Source organism: Microvirga sp. HBU67558 (genome assembly GCF_018069605.1).
In the GTDB taxonomy this organism is placed as follows: Bacteria; Pseudomonadota; Alphaproteobacteria; order Rhizobiales; family Beijerinckiaceae; genus Microvirga; species Microvirga terrae.
Genome location: NZ_JAGPUP010000551.1, coordinates 1 through 16,052, shown reverse-complemented (window position 1 = coordinate 16,052; position 16,052 = coordinate 1). Strand labels below are relative to the sequence as shown.

Here is a 16,052-nt window from a genome sequence, read left to right as displayed (position 1 = left end):
TCAGTTCCGTTCCTTCTCTCCGTGACGAAGCGGGACCGCCTCTTCAGTTGGACGCAGGAGCAAGGCGCGCGAAACTGCGCGATGCCTGATCCTGCAACCATGCCTGATAGTCGCTTGCTTCCTGAACGATCACCTTCCCGCGCATCTGCGGGTGTCCGACACCGCAGAGTTCCGCACAAAGGATTTCGTATTCCCCGGTTCGCGTTGGCGTGAACCAGATGTAGGAGATCTGACCGGGCACCAGATCCATCTTCGCGCGAAACTCCGGCACATAGAAGTTATGGAGAACATCGGCGGAGCGAAGAAGCGCCTTGACCGGCTTGCCCACCGGCAGATGCAACTCGCCGCCTTCGATGACGACGTCGTCATGCGATTTAGGGTCTTCCTTGTTCAGCCCCAGCGGATTGTCCGGGCTGATAAGGCGCGTGTCCGAGGTGGCAAGGCGGCCATCCGCACCTGGCAGACGGAAGCTCCATTGCCATTGCTGTCCGAAGACCTCGATGTCGGTTGCGTCATCCGGAACGGTGATGAACTGCCTCCAGACGAACAGGCCCGGCGCCAGCATGGCGGCCACGCCAAGTCCGGTCACAACGGTCAGCCACCATTCGAGGCGCTTGTTCTCGGGTTCGTAATGCGCCTGCCGGCCGCTCTGGTGGCGAAACCGATAGATGCAATAGGCCATGAACAGGACGACGGCGACGAAGACCGCTCCGGTGATCCAGAAGGTGATGATGATCGTGTTGTCGATATAGCGCCAGTTCGAAGCGATCGGGGTCCACCACCAGGGGCTGACGAGGTGGAATACAACCGAACCGATGGCCACCAGAACCAATATGAGCGCTACAGCCATTCTTCACCCATCCTTGCCGCGAGAGGCCTCGGATCTGAAGCAGAAGGCAATAACTCCTGTACGCCTTTACAATGATTTTGGCTGGAAAACTCTACAGGAGAATTCAACCAAAACAAAACTGTAAGCAAACCTGGCACCAAGACGGTCGCTCTACATCGGAGCAACTTGATCTTAGCCACGCGCCTGTTTCTAAAAATTACACCCGGTGGTCCGGTTGGTCAATGAGGCTTGGCTATCAGTTCCCAGTAGAGGTTAGATGAACACGAATTTTCCGAAGGGCGCCGGCAAGTTCTCATTTTCGCCACATTCGGCGAGGTCGAGCGATCATCACTCCAATTGGCTTCCGGTCTGAGTAGAATGTTATTGAATGGCCGGGCCCAAGCCGATTTGAGCCTGCGCGGCGACGGGAGAGGATGGCTTCTACTGAAAGTATATTTTCCTCAGCAGCTCCTGTGACCTTTCCTCAACTATCATTCCAAAATCGGAGCGTCAGGGTTTTGCCGTTGAGGAAACTGTGATTAGGTGCCTCCCGGTCAACTAAGCAGATCGGGGCCGGACGCCGAGTTGGGCGCGATGGGCTGAAGGACCGGAAGACGTTGATCCGAGTTGGCCAGGGAGATCGTGCCTCAATTGCGGTGGCTGAGTAACAAACGACGGATCGTGGTCCCTGTTCTCGTAGGCGTTCTGTTCAGTAGCCTGCCGATCGCGCCTGCCTTCGCTCTTGATCTCTTCGGGTGGCTTCGCGGGACGAGCGATGCGCCGCCCCCGCCGAGCCAGCAGGCTCTGCCTTACTCACTCGATATCGTCGTCGGCGGCGACAATAGCGACCTGAAGCAGACTCTGAAGGACGCCTCGACCCTCCAAAGCCTGCAATCGGATCCCCCGCCCGACGCCGCCGCGCTGGTTAGCCGTGCCGAGGCCGATCTGCCCCGTCTCATCGATGCGCTCTGGGGGGCGGGCTACTACAATGCCCGCGTCACCATCAACGTGGCCGGGGTCCCGCTGATGCTGCAGGCCTCCCGGTCGGATGCCGCGACCCGGGCGGCCTCGGGCTACCTCGCGCGCGCGCTCGTGCCCATTCACATCATCGCGGATCCGGGGCCGCAATTTGCCCTGAGGGATTTCGCCATCGTGGATGCACGGACGGGGCGTCCCTTCCCACCCGGCGAGCTTCCGCCCAGGATCGTTCAACTCAAGCCGGGCGATCCGGCGCGTTCCGCCGACATCGTCGCGGCAGAAGCGCGGATCGTTGACCATTTCCGGGCCCAGTCGCGTCCCTTCGCCAAGATCCAGCGGCAGGATCCCGTCGTGATCCATCCGGCCGCGGCCATGGATGTGACCCTCGCGGTCGAGCCCGGTCCCCGCGCCGGGATCGGGGAGATTTCGATCAGCGGAGCGGAGAACGTCGATCCGGCGGTGGTGCGCTCCTTCATCTACACGGAGCCGGGCGATCCGTATTCGCCCGCAGAACTCACGTCCATGCGCAAATCGATCTCCCAGATCGAAGCCCTGTCGTCCGTGCGGATCCGCGAGGGCACGGCCCTCGACGCCTATGGCAACCTGCCTCTCTTCGTGGAGCTGACCGAACGCCCGTTGCGGGTCATCGGCGCATCGGTTCAGTATTCGACGACGGACGGACCGGCGGTCCGAGCCTACTGGGCACATCGCAACCTGTTCGGCGGCGCCGAGCGGCTGCGGCTCGAGGGCAGCATCTTCTATCTCACCGAGGATGGGGGCGATCCCAACCGGAACCAGGATTTCACCTGGGACAACCTCGGAGGACGGTTCCGCGCGAGCTTCCTCAAGCCCGCCCTCTGGGGAACCCGCAACGACTGGCTGGTGGACGGCCTTGTCGAAAGGGACAGGACGGAGGGCTATACGAGCCGCCTCGCGAATGCGAGCACCGGCATCCGCCACCGCTTCAGCGACACCTTCTCGATCCAGGGCGGCATTGAGTACGAGAAGGGGCAGGCGACCGACATCCTCGGTCAGATCGACTACACCCTGGTCGGCCTTCCATTGTCTCTCAGCTACGACTCGACCGACAACCTCCTCAATCCCACCAAGGGCGTGCGGGTGCTCGCCTCGGTCGCCCCTTACCCGGAATTCCTGGGCTCCACGGTCCCAATCACGATCGCGCGAGGATCGGCCTCGGCTTACTTCTCCCTTGATGAGGAAGCTCGTTACATCCTCGCCGGCCGGATCGGTCTGGGCTCGATCGTCGGCGCGGATCTCGACGAGATCCCGGCCAATCGGCGCTTCTATGCCGGCGGCGGCGGTTCGGTGCGTGGCTACCGTTACCGGACGCTCGGCCCGACCTACCTCGGAGAGCCGATCGGCGGCCGTAGCCTGCTCGAAGCCTCGCTGGAAGCCCGCATCAAGATCACCAACACCATCGGCATCGTTCCCTTCGTGGACGCCGGCACCGCCTTCGAGTCGAGCTTCCCGGATTTCGACGAGACCATCCGTGTCGGGGCAGGCCTGGGCCTGCGCTATTATACGGCCATCGGCCCCATCCGCCTGGATGTCGCAATCCCGGTCAATCCGGGACCCCGCGATCCGTCCTACGCCATTTATGTCGGAATCGGACAGGCCTTCTGATGATCAAGCCAATCCGCTCCATCGCCCTCCTGTCGATCATCGCCTTACTGGCAGCTGCAGCCTTCTGGCTGGTCGGAGGCCGTCCCAGTCAGGCGCAGAGCGATCAGGGCGTTCTGGCCAACCTGATTTCACGTCTCCTGTCGACGCCGACGACTCGGGTCACCATCGGCAGCATCGAGGGCGCGCTCTCATCGAACGCGGTCATCCGGGACGTGCGCATCGCCGATCGGGACGGCGTGTGGCTGAACCTCGATCGTGCGCGTCTCGTCTGGAGCCGTACGGCGCTTCTGACCGGACGCCTTCAGGTCGACGAACTCACCATGGATCGTCTCCAAATTGCGCGCAGGCCACTGCCTGCGGAGGAGGACGCTCCCGTTTCCGACGAGCCGATCCTGCCCGACCTGCCGGTCCGGGTGATCGTGGATCGGTTCGCCCTGCAGGAACTCGCCCTTGGCCAGCCGGTGCTCGGCACGCAGGCGCGGCTCTCGGCGGCAGGCTCCGCCCAACTCGGGAATCCCTCCGAGGGACTCGACCTGACCTTCGAGGCGCAGCGCCTCGATGCCCCCGGACGGCTGTCGATCGATCTCACCTACGTGCCGCAGACGAACCGGTTGGCTCTCAACCTCACGCACCAGGAACCGGCTGGCGGTATCGCCGCCCGGTTGATGGATCTGCCCGGGCTTCCGCCCGTCGATCTGAAGCTCGCCGGCCAGGGGCCCTTGAGCGACTTCGCCGCCCGGCTGGATTTCTCCGCCGGACCGACGATCGGCGCCGCCGGGACCGCGACCGTCAAACGGGCGAATGCGGCTTACGACGCGAACCTGGATCTCGCGGCCCGCATCGAGGGTTTGCTGCCGGCGCCGGCCGCTCCGGTCTTCAGCGGGACCACCCAGCTCGTCGGCAGCGTGACGGTCGGCGATGATGGCAGCGTGAGGTTCCAGCCGATCCGCATTACGTCGAATGTCGCCCGATTCGAGATGACCGGGACGGTCAGTTCCGGCCAGGTTCTCGATCTGACCCTCAACGCGCGTGCCCTGCCGACCGACGGCGCGAAAACGCGCGCCGGAGAGGCGGAAATCGCCCGGCTCAACTTCGACGGCACCGTGCAGGGATCCTTGACGGCGCCCCGCATCAACGGCTCGCTCGAGGCCGCCGAGATCCGGCTGCCGGACGGGGCGCTGGATACGCTGACGGCCCGTATTGCGATGAATCCGGTGGAAGGCGTCTCGCCGCCTGAGCGGTTCTCTTTCGCTATCGATGCCAATGCGGCGGGGATCCGGCCGGCCGACCGGGCGCTCGCCCGCGCGGTGGGGCCTACGCTCTCGATCACCTCGCGCGGTTCCTTCGGTCTGGACGGGGTTGCCAATGTCGAGACGGCCCGGATCGAAACCTCCACGGCGCAGGCCGGATTCACGGGGCGGGTGGGGAGTACCGTTCTCGACGGCACGGTCGATGCCCGCCTTCCGGCTCTGGCTTCCTTCTCAGGCCTCGCAGGCCGGCCGCTGCAGGGGTCGGCCACCCTGACGGCGCAGCTGTCGGGCAATCCGCGTCGATACGATATGGCGGCTGTCATCGATGCCCGGCTGCACGAACTCTCGACGGGGATGCCGGCTGTCGATGGCCTTCTCGGACGGACGGTCACGGCGGCGGGCACGGTGCGGCGCATTCCCAACGGCTTCGGTTTCGAGAATTTCCGGCTCGACGGGGCACATCTCGATGCCAGGATCGACGGGCGCGCCACCCAGTCGGCGGCCGATCTCGGCCTGGACGTGACCATCGACGAGCTCAGGCGTGTGGATCCACGGATCACCGCCGGCCGGGCCAGCATCATGGCTCGTCTCGGGGGCTCCCTTGAGCGGCCAGACGTGAAAGGGGTCGCAACACTCACCGACGTACGGGCTCTCAATCGATCTGTTCCGAACCTCGGCGTCAGCCTCGATGCCAAAGATGTGACGGGCGCACTGGACGCGGCGCTCACGCTGGATGGGCAGGTGGATGGAAAGCCCGCAACCGGTTCTCTGCATCTCGCAAGGCCCGCGGCGGGCGGATGGCTCCTGGACCGGCTCGATATCGACATCGGCTCGGTGGCGCTGAACGGAAATCTCAGCCTGGGCGCCGACAATCTGGCACAGGGTGACATCAAGCTGTCCGGCAGCAACTTCGACGATCTCTCGCCGCTCGTGCTCACCAAGCTCGATGGCGCACTGGATGCCGCTGTTTCACTCAGCGTCAGCAACGGCGGTCAGAACGTTCAGGTGACCGCGCGTGGCGCGCGCTTTGCCGTGGCGGACGTGTTGGTGAGGGACGTCGACGCCAGGCTCACCCTCCAGGATCTCTATCGCCGTCCGATGATCGACGGCACGGTTTCGGCCGAGGCTCTGACGGCCGGCGGACAGACCTACCGAACCGTACGCTTTGTGGCTGCCGGTACGCCTCAGTCCTCGCAGTTCACCGCATCGGCTGTCGGCCAAGGGTTCGATCTCGATGCACAGGGTCGCGTCGTACCCGGTGACGCGACACGGATCGAGCTTGCGAGCTTCAGCGCCCGTCGGGGTGGCAGGCGCCTGGCTCTGGCGCAGCCGGCGGCCATCACGTTGCAGAACGGTGCCGTCACCCTGTCCAACCTGGTGATCGCGACGGATCAGGGACGGGTCACCGTGAACGGCACGGTGGCCGACAGGCTGGATCTGACGGTCGACATCCGCAGCCTGCCGCTTCAGGTCGCTGACATCGTGGTCCCCAATCTCGGCCTCGCCGGCACGGTCAACGGCAATGCGTCCATTGGTGGGACGGTGGCAAGTCCTACCGGAACCTACCGGGTCACCGTATCGGGTCTCGCCACGGCCGAGACGCGTCGGGCCGGCCTGCCGGCGCTCACCATCGACGCGCAGGGGCGGCTGGCCGACCAGCGCGCTGGTCTCGACGCGAGGATCGCCATCGGCCGCGGCGGAACCTTGCAGGTCTCGGGCAGCGTTCCCTTGAGCCCTGCCGACGAGCTTGCTCTGAGGGTTGCCGGGCGCACCGATCTCGCCATAGCCAACTCCTTTCTGTCCGCATCCGGTCAGCGTCTGACAGGAGCCGCCAATCTCGACCTGTCAATTGCCGGCACGTTCTCGAACCCGCGAATCGAGGGCAGCGTGACGCTCGCCAATGGCAGCTTCGTCGACTCCCTGCAGGGGATCCAGCTCAACGGCATCGCCGGACGGTTCGTCGCCCGCGGGCAGGTGCTCTCCATCGAGAACCTCACGGCCCAGACGCCCGCCGGCGGGTCCCTGGCGGCCCGCGGCCAGGTGACCATCGATCCTGCCGCGGGGCTGCCCGGCGAGATTCGCATCACGGGAACCCGGGCCCAGCTCGTCTCGAACGAGACCGTAGAGGCGAGCGCCGACCTTGACCTGACGCTTTCGGGGCCGCTCCTGAGCCGACCGCGGGCTGCGGGACGGATCAACATCATCACCATGAACGTCTCTGTGCCGGACCGGCTGCCCACCACCCTGCGGCCGCTGCCCGGCACCCGGCATGTGCGGCCGACCCCGACCGCCGCGGCGCGGCTCGCCCTCGCCAAGCGGCGGCAATCCGCTTCCGCGCGCGGCACCCCGTTCCGGGCGGAGCTCGACCTGACGCTGACGGCGCAGAACCGCATCTTCGTGCGCGGCCGCGGCATCAATGCCGAACTCGGCGGCGACCTGCGGCTCCAGGGCACGACCCAGGATCCGATCGCTATCGGGGCCTTCGAACTCCGCCGCGGCCGCTTCGACCTTCTGGGCCAGAGGCTCGATTTCACGCGCGGGCGGCTGGACTTCACCGGCGATCTCACGCCGTCGCTCGACTTCCTGGCCGAGACCCAGGCGGGCGACGTCACCGCGCGCATCGGCGTCACGGGCCCGGCCTCGAGCCCCGAATTCACGTTCAGCTCGGAGCCCGACCTGCCGCAAGACGAGGTTCTCTCGCGCATCCTGTTCCAGAGGCCGTCGGGAGGGCTTTCGGCCGGACAGGCCCTGCAGCTCGCCCAGGCGGTCGCGCAGCTCTCCGGCGGGTCCGGCAACGACGCGTTCGAGCAGCTGCGCCGGTCCCTCGGGGTCGACAGCCTTGACATCACCGTCGGGGCCGGCGGCGGTCCGGGCGTGGGTGTCTCGCGCTACATCAGCGACAACGTGCGGGTCGGCGTCAGGGCGGGCGCGCAGCCGGATGAGAGCGGCGTGACGGTCGATATCGACCTGACGCGGCGCCTGAAGGCGCAGGGCGAGATCAACGCCGAGGGCGGCAGCTCCGTGGGTCTGGGCTTCGAGATGGAGTACTAGGCGGCAGGGAGGCGCCTCAGGGCGCCTCCATACCCGATCAGTCGACCTTGGCGCCCGAGGCTTTCACGACCTTGGCCCATTTCTCGTGCTCGGTCCTCACATAGGCCATGAGCTCGTCCGGGCTCATCGTCCGGATCTCGCCGCCGAGATCCGCGAAGCGCTTCTGAAGCTCGGGGGTCTCGAGAGCCTTGCGCACCTCCTGATTCAGCCTGGATGTGATCTCGGGCGGCGTGCCCTTCGGGGCGAACAGGGCGAACCAGCTCGAGGCCTCAAAGCCGGGCAGGCCCGCCTCGGCCAGGGTCGGCTTGTCCGGGATGGCTGGAGACCGCTTCGACGAGGTGACCGCCAGCGCCCGCAGGTTGCCGCCGCGGACCTGCTCGATGGACGAGGGCAGGTTGTCGAACATCACATCCACCTGGCCGCCGATCAGGTCGTTCACCGCCGGGCCGCTGCCGCGATAGGGAACGTGGGGCATCTCGACCCCGGTCATCTGCTTGAAGAGCTCGCCCGACAGATGGATCGAGGTGCCGTTGCCCGAGGACGCCATGGTCAGCTTGCGCGGCGCCGCCTTGGCCTCGGCGATGAATTCCTGGACATTTGTCGCCTTCACGGTCTTGGGGCTGACCACCATCAGGTTCGGCACGCCGGCCACGTAGGCGACGGGTGCGAAATCGTTGAGCGCATCGTAGGGCATCTTGGCGTAGAGGCTCGGATTGATGGCGTGGGTGCCCACCGTTCCCATCACGAGGGTGTAGCCGTCGGGATCGGCCTTGGCGACCGCATCGGTCCCGATGTTTCCGCCGGCGCCGCCCCGGTTTTCGATGACGAATTGTTGCCCCAGGGATTGGGACAGCTTTTCACCCACGAGCCGGGCGAAGATGTCCGTCGTGCCGCCGGGCGTGAACGGCACGATCAGACGCACGGGCCGGGACGGATAGGCGGCCGGCTGGGCGAGCACGGCGCCGGAAGCCAGACAGACTGAGGCACTCAGAGCAAGGCCGAGCAGGGCCCGGCGCGTGGGGCTGGAGAGGATTGGCATTGCGGCTCCCTGGACGATCGATGTCGTTGGCCGCGCCGACGTGCCGGAGCGGCAACCATCATGAGAGCGCAAGGTCCCGAGAGAGGCAACGGCTTTCGCGCCGCCTCGCGATGGCGCCGAGGGCTCAGGAGCTGAAGAGTTCCGGGTTCTCCGCCTCGACCCGGGGCAGGGCGCGAAGGATCTCGGTAAGATGCCGGCGCATAGCCTCGGCCGCGGCATCCTCATCGCGGCTGTCGATGGCCGTCATGATGGCGCGGTGCTGGTCGATCAGGGGCAGCATGGCCTCCGGGCTCGGCAGCGTCAGCTGGCACACCCGGTCCATATGGGCCTTGATGTCCTGAACAGCCTCCCAGGCCAGCGGGCAGCCGGCGCCCTCAGCCAGGGCGATGTGGAACAGCTCGTCGTAGCGCTGGAAGGCATCGTGGTCGTTCCGCCGGGCCGCCTGCTCCTGCATTTCGAGAAGATTCTCGATCCGCTCGCGGCTCTGCGGGTCGAAGGACGAGCAGGCGCGGCGCACGACCGCCGTCTCAATCGCCTCCCGGACGAACCGGGCCTCCATCATCTTGCGCACCGAGATCTTTACGACCGTGGTGCCGCGCTGCGGCTGGATCTCCACCAGCCGGGTCCGCGCCAGGCCGATCAGCGCCTCCCGCACCGGCTGGCGCGACACCCCGTGCCGCTCCGCGATGTCCTGCTCGGAGAGGCGGCTTCCGGGGGGAAGCTCCAGGGCGATGATCAGGCGGCGCAACTCGCTCTCAATGCGCTGGGCGGCTGAGCCCTGGCCGACAGGAAAAGGCGTGTTCACGGCACTCTCATTCTTTTGGCGGGTTGCGTAACATATAAGTGCATACTACCATACAATCGTCGACCAGGTAAGCCGCGGCAAGCAGCGACTGGTCCCGTTCCGATGGGTGCCATGGCCCGGGGGCGCAGGACAAGCCGGCCGAAGGCTTGGTTCGAACCAATAAAGCATACGAGGAAGCCTAAGGAGGAAGATGATGTTCACCAGGAGAACTCTCGCTGCGACCGCCCTTGGCGTGTGGGCGGCATTCATGAGCGGCGCGGCCGGCGCCCAGACGACCCTTCGCTCGGCCGACATCCACCCGGACGGATATCCCACAGTCGAAGCTGTCAAATATTTCGGCTCCCTGCTCGAGAAGAAGACCAACGGCCGGTACAAGGTGCAGGTGTTCCACTCCGCGCAGCTGGGCCAAGAGAAGGATACGATCGAGCAGACCCGCTTCGGTGTGATCGACCTGAACCGGATCAACATGGGTCCGTTCAACAACCTCATTCCCGAGACGCTGGTCCCGTCGCTGCCCTTCATCTTCCGGTCGGTCGACCATATGCGCAAGACCATGGACGGTCCCGTAGGCGATCAGATCCTGAAGGCCTTCGAGCCCCATGGGCTGGTGGCGCTGGCCTTCTACGATTCGGGCGCCCGGTCGTTCTACAATTCCAAGCGCGTCATCAACACGCCGGCCGATCTCAAGGGCATGAAGGTGCGCGTGATCCAGTCGGATCTCTTCCTCGACATGGTGAACGCGCTCGGTGCGAACGCGACTCCGATGCCTCCAGGCGAGGTCTATTCGGCGCTCCAGACCGGCGTCGTGGACGGAGCCGAGAACAACTGGCCGAGCTACGATTCCTTCCGTCACTTCGAGGTGGCGAAGTTCTACTCGCTCACCGAGCATTCCATGTCGCCGGAGGTGCTGGTGATGTCGAAGAAGAGCTTCGACAAGCTCTCGCCGGACGACCAGAAGGCGGTGCGCGAGACGGCGAAGGAATCCGTCGTGAAGATGCGCGAGCTCTGGGAAGCACGCGAGAAGGAGGCCGAGAAGAAGATCCGGGCGAGCGGCAGCCAGATCAACAACGTCGACAAGCAGCCCTTCATCGACGCCATGAAGCCCGTCTATGAGAAATACGCCAAGGACGCGAAGGTGAAGGAGCTCGTCTCCCGCATCCAGGCGATGAACTGAGCGGACCTGCACGTCCGCTCCCTCGGACCGGCCGGCGCAGCGTGCGGAAAAGTAGATCCGGTTTTCCGCATAGAACGATGTGCCAGCCAAGAATGAGCATCGGTCGGATCCCAAAAGTGCAAGTCCACTCTTGGGTCCGATGCTCAAGCCGGTCCGTCCCTGTCCCCTGGAGATCTTTACCGATGCGCGCTGAACTTGCCGCGCTGTCCCGCGTCCTCGCCGTCGTCAATCGGGCGGCGCTCTGGATATCCGGGATCGGCCTCATCCTCATGACCACCTTCGTCGCCTGGCAGGTGTTCGGACGTTACGTGCTGAACGAATCGCCGAGCTGGACGGAGCCCGCCTCCCTGCTCCTCATGAGCTGGTTCATCCTGCTGGGCTCCGCCGTGGGCGTGCGCGAGGGCAACCATCTCGGATTCGAGATCGCGCTGCACTACGCCCCTCAAGGCCTGCGTCAGGTCATGCTCGCGGTCACCGAGGTGCTCGTGATGATCTTCGGTGGCGCCATGGCGTGGTACGGCACGATGCTGGCGGTCGAGACCTGGTCGGCGCTGATGCCGGGCCTGCCGATCCCGCAAGGGTTCGATTACGTCCCTCTCGCCGTAGGCGGCGTTCTGATCGCGCTCTTTTCCCTGGAAAAGCTCGTGCGCCTGCTTCTCGTCGGCGAGGATGTCCCGATGGTGCGCGTGGACGAGCCGCATCTCGTTGCCGTGAAGGATTAAGTCCATGGAGATCTGGGTTCTTTTCGGCGTCTTCACGCTCCTGCTCATCATCGGAACGCCGGTCGCGTTCTGCCTCGGCATCGCATCGTTGGCCACCGTGCTCTACATGCAGCTGCCGCCGGTCGTGGTGTTCCAGCAGCTCAATTCCGGCATGAACGCCTTCGCCATGATGGCGATCCCGTTCTTCATCTATGCGGGCGATCTCATGATGCGCGGCGGCATCGCGGATCGCCTGATCCGTCTGGCAGCCGGCTTCGTCGGCCACCTGCGGGGCGGTCTCGGGCAGGTGAACGTGGTGGCCTCGACCCTGTTCGGCGGCATCTCGGGCTCCGCCATCGCGGATGCCTCCGCCATCGGCGGCATCATGATCCCGCAGATGGAGAAGCGAGGTTATGCAAAGGATTACAGCGTCAACGTGACGGTGAACTCCGCCATCATCGCGCTGCTCATCCCGCCGTCGCACAACATGATCATCTATTCGATCGCGGCCGGGGGAACGATCTCGGTGGCGGATCTGTTCACGGCGGGTGTCCTGCCGGGTCTTCTTCTGGCCGCCGCCCTAATGATCACCGCCTATGTGGTGGCCGTCCGCCGCGGCTATCCGGCCGATCCGTTCCCCGGCTTCCGGATGCTGGCCTATTTCCTGGTCTCCGCCGTGCCGGGCATCCTGCTGATCTTCATCATCTTCGGCGGCGTCCGCTCTGGCGTCTTCACGGCGGCGGAGAGTTCGTGCATCGCCGTCGTCTATGCGCTGCTCGTCACGCTCTTCGTCTACCGCGAGATGAACTGGGAGAGCTTCGTCGAGGCGACGCTCGGGGCCGTACGCACCACCGCCATGGTGCTGCTCGTCATCGGGACGGCGAGCGCCTTCGGCTGGCTTATGGCCTTCCTGCAGGTGCCGCAGGCGACGATCGAGCTGATGCGGACCGTATCCGACAATCCGATCGTCGTGCTCCTGCTCATCAACGTGATCCTGCTGGTGCTCGGCACCTTCATGGACATGGCGCCGATGATCATCATCTGCACGCCGATTTTCCTGCCCGTCATCAAGGCCTTCGGCATTGATCCGGTGCATTTCGGCGTGATCCTGATCCTCAATGCCGGTATCGGGCTCAACACGCCGCCGGTGGGCTCGGTGCTCTTCGTCGGTTGTGCGGTCGGCAAGATCACCATCGGCGAGGCCATGAAGACGATCTGGCCCTTCCTGGGCGCAAGCGTCTTCGTCCTGCTGCTCGTCACCTACATTCCGGGCCTGTCGCTCTGGCTCCCGGCCCTGTTCCGCTGATCCCACGTATTCACGAGGTAACGATGACCATCGAAATCCGGCAGGTATGCCACCCCGAGGCCGTGCGCCATTTCAGCTCGGCCGAGTTGCGCCGCCATTTCCTGATCGAGACGCTGTTCGTTCCAGGCGCGGTGAAACTGACCTACAGTCATATCGACCGGCTCGTGGTCGGTGGTGCGACCCCCACCGCCGGGGCGATCCGGCTGGAATCGCACAAGCAGATCGGCTCGCCGAACTTCCTGGACCGGCGTGAGCTCGGAATCGTCAATCTCGGCGGCGCGGGGCGCGTTCATACCGATGGAGAGATTCACGATCTTGCTCCGCGCGATGCGCTCTATGTCGCCATGGGCACGAAGGATGTCGTCTTCGAGAGCCTCGACGAGGCTACGCCAGCGAAGTTCTACCTCGTCAGCACGCCCGCCCATGCGCGCTTCGAGACGGTGAAGATCGGCCTCGACCGGGCCCGCCGGGTCGATCTGGGCGATGCCGCGAACGGCAATGTCCGGACGATCTTCCAGATGATCCACCCGGAGGTGTGCCGCTCGGCCCAACTCGTCCTCGGCATGACCCAGCTGAAGCCCGGCAGCATGTGGAACACCATGCCGGCGCATCTGCACGACCGCCGCTCGGAGGTTTATGTCTATTTCGACATGCAGCCCGACACGCGCGTGTTCCACTTCATGGGCGAGCCCGACGAGACGAAGCATCTCGTGGTCGCCAACGAGCAGGCGATCCTGTCTCCCGGCTGGTCGATCCATTCCGGCGTCGGCACCAGCAACTACACCTTCGTGTGGGCCATGGGCGGCGACAACCAGGACTTCACCGATATGGATATGGTGCCCATGGAGTCGCTGCGGTGACGGCCTCGTTCGATCTGACCGGCAAGACGGCGATCGTGACCGGGGCCAATACCGGCCTGGGCCAGGCCATTGCCGTGGCCCTGGCGCAGGCCGGCGCCTCCCTCGTGGCCGTCGGCCGCTCCGCCATGGACGAGACCGAGCGCCTGTGCCGCGAGGCCGGCGCGGGCTTCCATGCCGTCCAGGCGGACCTGTCGAGCCTGGAGCCCATCGAACGGATCGTCGCCGAAGCGGTCTCGGTGACCGGACGGATCGACGTCCTCGTCAACAATGCCGGCATCATCCGCCGGGCGGATGCCATCGAGTTCACGGAGAAGGACTGGGACGACGTGATGAACGTCAATCTCAAATCGACTTTCTTCCTATCGCAGGCGGTCGCCCGCACCATGCTGGCGGATGGGCACGGCGGCAAGATCATCAACATCGCGTCGCTGCTGTCGTTCCAGGGCGGCATCCGCATCCCGTCCTATACGGCGAGCAAGAGCGGTCTGGCCGGTCTCACGCGGCTCCTCGCCTGCGAATGGGCCGCGAAGGGCATCAACGTGAATGCCATCGCGCCGGGCTATTTCGTCACCAACAACACCGAGGCGCTCCGCGGCGATCCGAAGCGAAGCGCCGACATTCTCGCGCGGATCCCGGCCGGACGGTGGGGGGATCCGACGGACCTCGCCGGCGCCGCTGTCTTCCTGGCATCGCCCGCGGCAAACTACGTCCACGGCATCGTCCTGCCGGTGGACGGCGGCTGGCTGGCACGCTGACCCATTCTGGAGGAACCATGAACCGTATCAACGAACCTTTCGCCTTCGACAGCACCATCAACTGGGAGCCCGCAGGCGAGGGTATCCGCCGCAAGGTCCTCACGTACAATGCGGAGGTCATGATGGTGCGCGTGGCCTTCCAGGCCGGGGCCGTGGGCACGCCCCACTCGCATCCGCACATCCAGTGCAGCCTCGTCGAGGCGGGCGTCTTCGACGTGACCATCGCGGGCCGGACCGAGCGGCTGAAGCAGGGCGACAGCTTCCTCGTGCCGCCGAACGCGATCCACGGGGCGGTGTCCATCGAGGCCGGCGTGCTGCTCGACGTCTTCACCCCGATGCGCGAGGATTTTGTCTAGCCGGCCCCGAAGCCTGCGCTTCCTGGTCACGTCTCAAGCCGCAACAAACATGTTGCGGCTTGTTTTGCTTTGGGCTCTATGCAAGGCCCGAAATCATTAACTGCCGCAGCGTCAATCTAGGCGTAGAGGCCAGAAAACATGCCGAGACGTTCAGGTCGGGGCGTGATGATGCCGATTGGCCCGGACGACGGTGACGTCTCCCGGATCCACAAGTTCGCCCTATCCTAATACAACATTACGATTAACCGAACTGGCACAAAATTGTCTCGGGGCGGAACTCTCGCGCTTGAAAAGCGTTAAACGGGGTCGAATTCCATCCGAAGACGAACACAATAGCTTTGGGACGTCGGCACATGGGGATCCAGGTTGAGGGTTTGAGCCTGGAACAGCGTAACGGGGGGCCTTATGTCACAAGTCGAAACCACCACTTCGCAGCTTGATCCCAGGCTGCTGCTCAAAACCTTGCGCGCCTTCAGGAAAGGCGATTTCTCGGCCCGTCTGCCGTCCGATCTGACCGGCATCGACGGCGAGATCGCGGAGGCTTTCAACGATATCGCGGAGCTGAACCACGGCCTCGCCCAGGAACTGGAACGGGTCGCCAAGGTCGTCGGTAAGGAAGGACGGATCGAGGAGCGCGGGCGGCTGGCGGGGGCGACCGGCTGCTGGAGCGAATGCGTCGATTCCGTCAACGCGATGATCGGCGACATCGTGCAGCCGACCGTCGAGGTTGCGCGTGTCATCGGGGCTGTCGCGAAGGGCGACCTGAGCCAGACGATCGACCTCGCGACGGACGGACGTCCGCTCCGCGGCGAATTCCTGCGCATCGGCAAGGTGGTCAACACCATGGTGGGGCAGCTCGGCAGCTTCGCCTCCGAGGTGACCCGCGTGGCCCGCGAGGTGGGATCGGAAGGCAAGCTCGGCGGCCAGGCGAAGGTGAAGGGTGTCGCCGGCACCTGGAAGGATCTGACCGAGAACGTGAACCTGATGGCGGCCAATCTGACTGGCCAGGTCCGCAACATCGCCGAGGTCACTACCGCGGTGGCGAACGGGGATCTCTCCAAGAAGATTACTGTGGACGTAAAGGGCGAGATCCTGGAGCTGAAGGACACCATCAACACCATGGTGGACCAGCTGAACTCGTTCGCGTCCGAGGTGACCCGCGTGGCGAAGGAGGTGGGCTCCGAAGGCAAGCTCGGTGGCCAGGCCCAGGTGCGTGGGGTCGGCGGCGTCTGGAAGGATCTGACCGACAACGTGAACATGATGGCGGCCAACCTGACCGGCCAAGTCCGCAACATCGCGGAAGT

General features: G+C 64.9%; 12 protein-coding genes. 9 read left to right on the top strand and 3 right to left on the bottom strand.

Translation table 11 applies throughout. The annotated features are described in order from the left end of the window. Positions 1-43: 43 nt before the first annotated feature. Positions 44-850, bottom strand: coding sequence for a cytochrome c oxidase subunit II (gene coxB, locus KBI52_RS24390; RefSeq protein WP_173948401.1), 807 nt, complete (start codon positions 848-850; stop codon positions 44-46). A 657-nt stretch (positions 851-1,507) separates the two neighbouring features. On the opposite strand from coxB, the gene KBI52_RS24385 reads away from it, so the two are divergent. Continuing rightward, positions 1,508-3,451, top strand: coding sequence for an autotransporter assembly complex family protein (locus KBI52_RS24385; RefSeq protein WP_262265554.1), 1,944 nt, complete (start codon positions 1,508-1,510; stop codon positions 3,449-3,451). Next, complete coding sequence (locus tag KBI52_RS24380; protein ID WP_210812020.1) at positions 3,451-7,752, top strand: translocation/assembly module TamB domain-containing protein; 4,302 nt, start codon at positions 3,451-3,453, stop codon at positions 7,750-7,752. The genes KBI52_RS24385 and KBI52_RS24380 overlap by 1 nt, the downstream gene beginning before the upstream one ends. A gap of 37 nt (positions 7,753-7,789) precedes the next feature. Here KBI52_RS24380 and KBI52_RS24375 read toward each other — a convergent pair whose 3' ends face one another. Further along, positions 7,790-8,791 carry a tripartite tricarboxylate transporter substrate binding protein gene (locus KBI52_RS24375; RefSeq protein ID WP_173948403.1) on the bottom strand — a complete coding sequence of 334 codons (1,002 nt, stop codon included), beginning with the start codon at positions 8,789-8,791 and terminating at the stop codon, positions 7,790-7,792. A gap of 124 nt (positions 8,792-8,915) precedes the next feature. Then, positions 8,916-9,596 (bottom strand): GntR family transcriptional regulator, encoded by a 681-nt coding sequence (locus tag KBI52_RS24370; protein ID WP_173948404.1) that lies wholly within the window; start codon positions 9,594-9,596, stop codon positions 8,916-8,918. 193 nt (positions 9,597-9,789) lie between these two features. On the opposite strand from KBI52_RS24370, the gene KBI52_RS24365 reads away from it, so the two are divergent. The 7 genes from KBI52_RS24365 to KBI52_RS24335 all read left to right on the top strand — a co-directional run. Further along, complete coding sequence (locus KBI52_RS24365) at positions 9,790-10,770, top strand: TRAP transporter substrate-binding protein (protein ID WP_173948405.1); 981 nt, start codon at positions 9,790-9,792, stop codon at positions 10,768-10,770. A 182-nt stretch (positions 10,771-10,952) separates the two neighbouring features. Further along, on the top strand, positions 10,953-11,492 hold the full coding sequence (locus tag KBI52_RS24360; RefSeq protein ID WP_210812019.1) for a TRAP transporter small permease: 540 nt from the start codon (positions 10,953-10,955) through the stop codon (positions 11,490-11,492). A 4-nt stretch (positions 11,493-11,496) separates the two neighbouring features. Beyond that, a complete protein-coding gene (locus KBI52_RS24355; RefSeq protein WP_210812018.1) occupies positions 11,497-12,777 on the top strand; it encodes a TRAP transporter large permease in 1,281 nt (426 codons plus the stop codon). 23 nt (positions 12,778-12,800) lie between these two features. Then, a complete protein-coding gene (gene kduI, locus KBI52_RS24350; protein ID WP_173948408.1) occupies positions 12,801-13,637 on the top strand; it encodes a 5-dehydro-4-deoxy-D-glucuronate isomerase in 837 nt (278 codons plus the stop codon). Further along, positions 13,634-14,392, top strand: a complete 759-nt coding sequence (gene kduD, locus KBI52_RS24345) for a 2-dehydro-3-deoxy-D-gluconate 5-dehydrogenase KduD (protein WP_210812017.1) — start codon at positions 13,634-13,636, stop codon at positions 14,390-14,392. The genes kduI and kduD overlap by 4 nt, the downstream gene beginning before the upstream one ends. Before the next feature lie 17 nt (positions 14,393-14,409). Further along, on the top strand, positions 14,410-14,748 hold the full coding sequence (locus tag KBI52_RS24340) for a cupin domain-containing protein (protein ID WP_247654624.1): 339 nt from the start codon (positions 14,410-14,412) through the stop codon (positions 14,746-14,748). A 405-nt stretch (positions 14,749-15,153) separates the two neighbouring features. Further along, the coding region (locus KBI52_RS24335) for a HAMP domain-containing protein (protein WP_210812016.1) at positions 15,154-16,052 on the top strand (899 nt) is incomplete at its 3' end.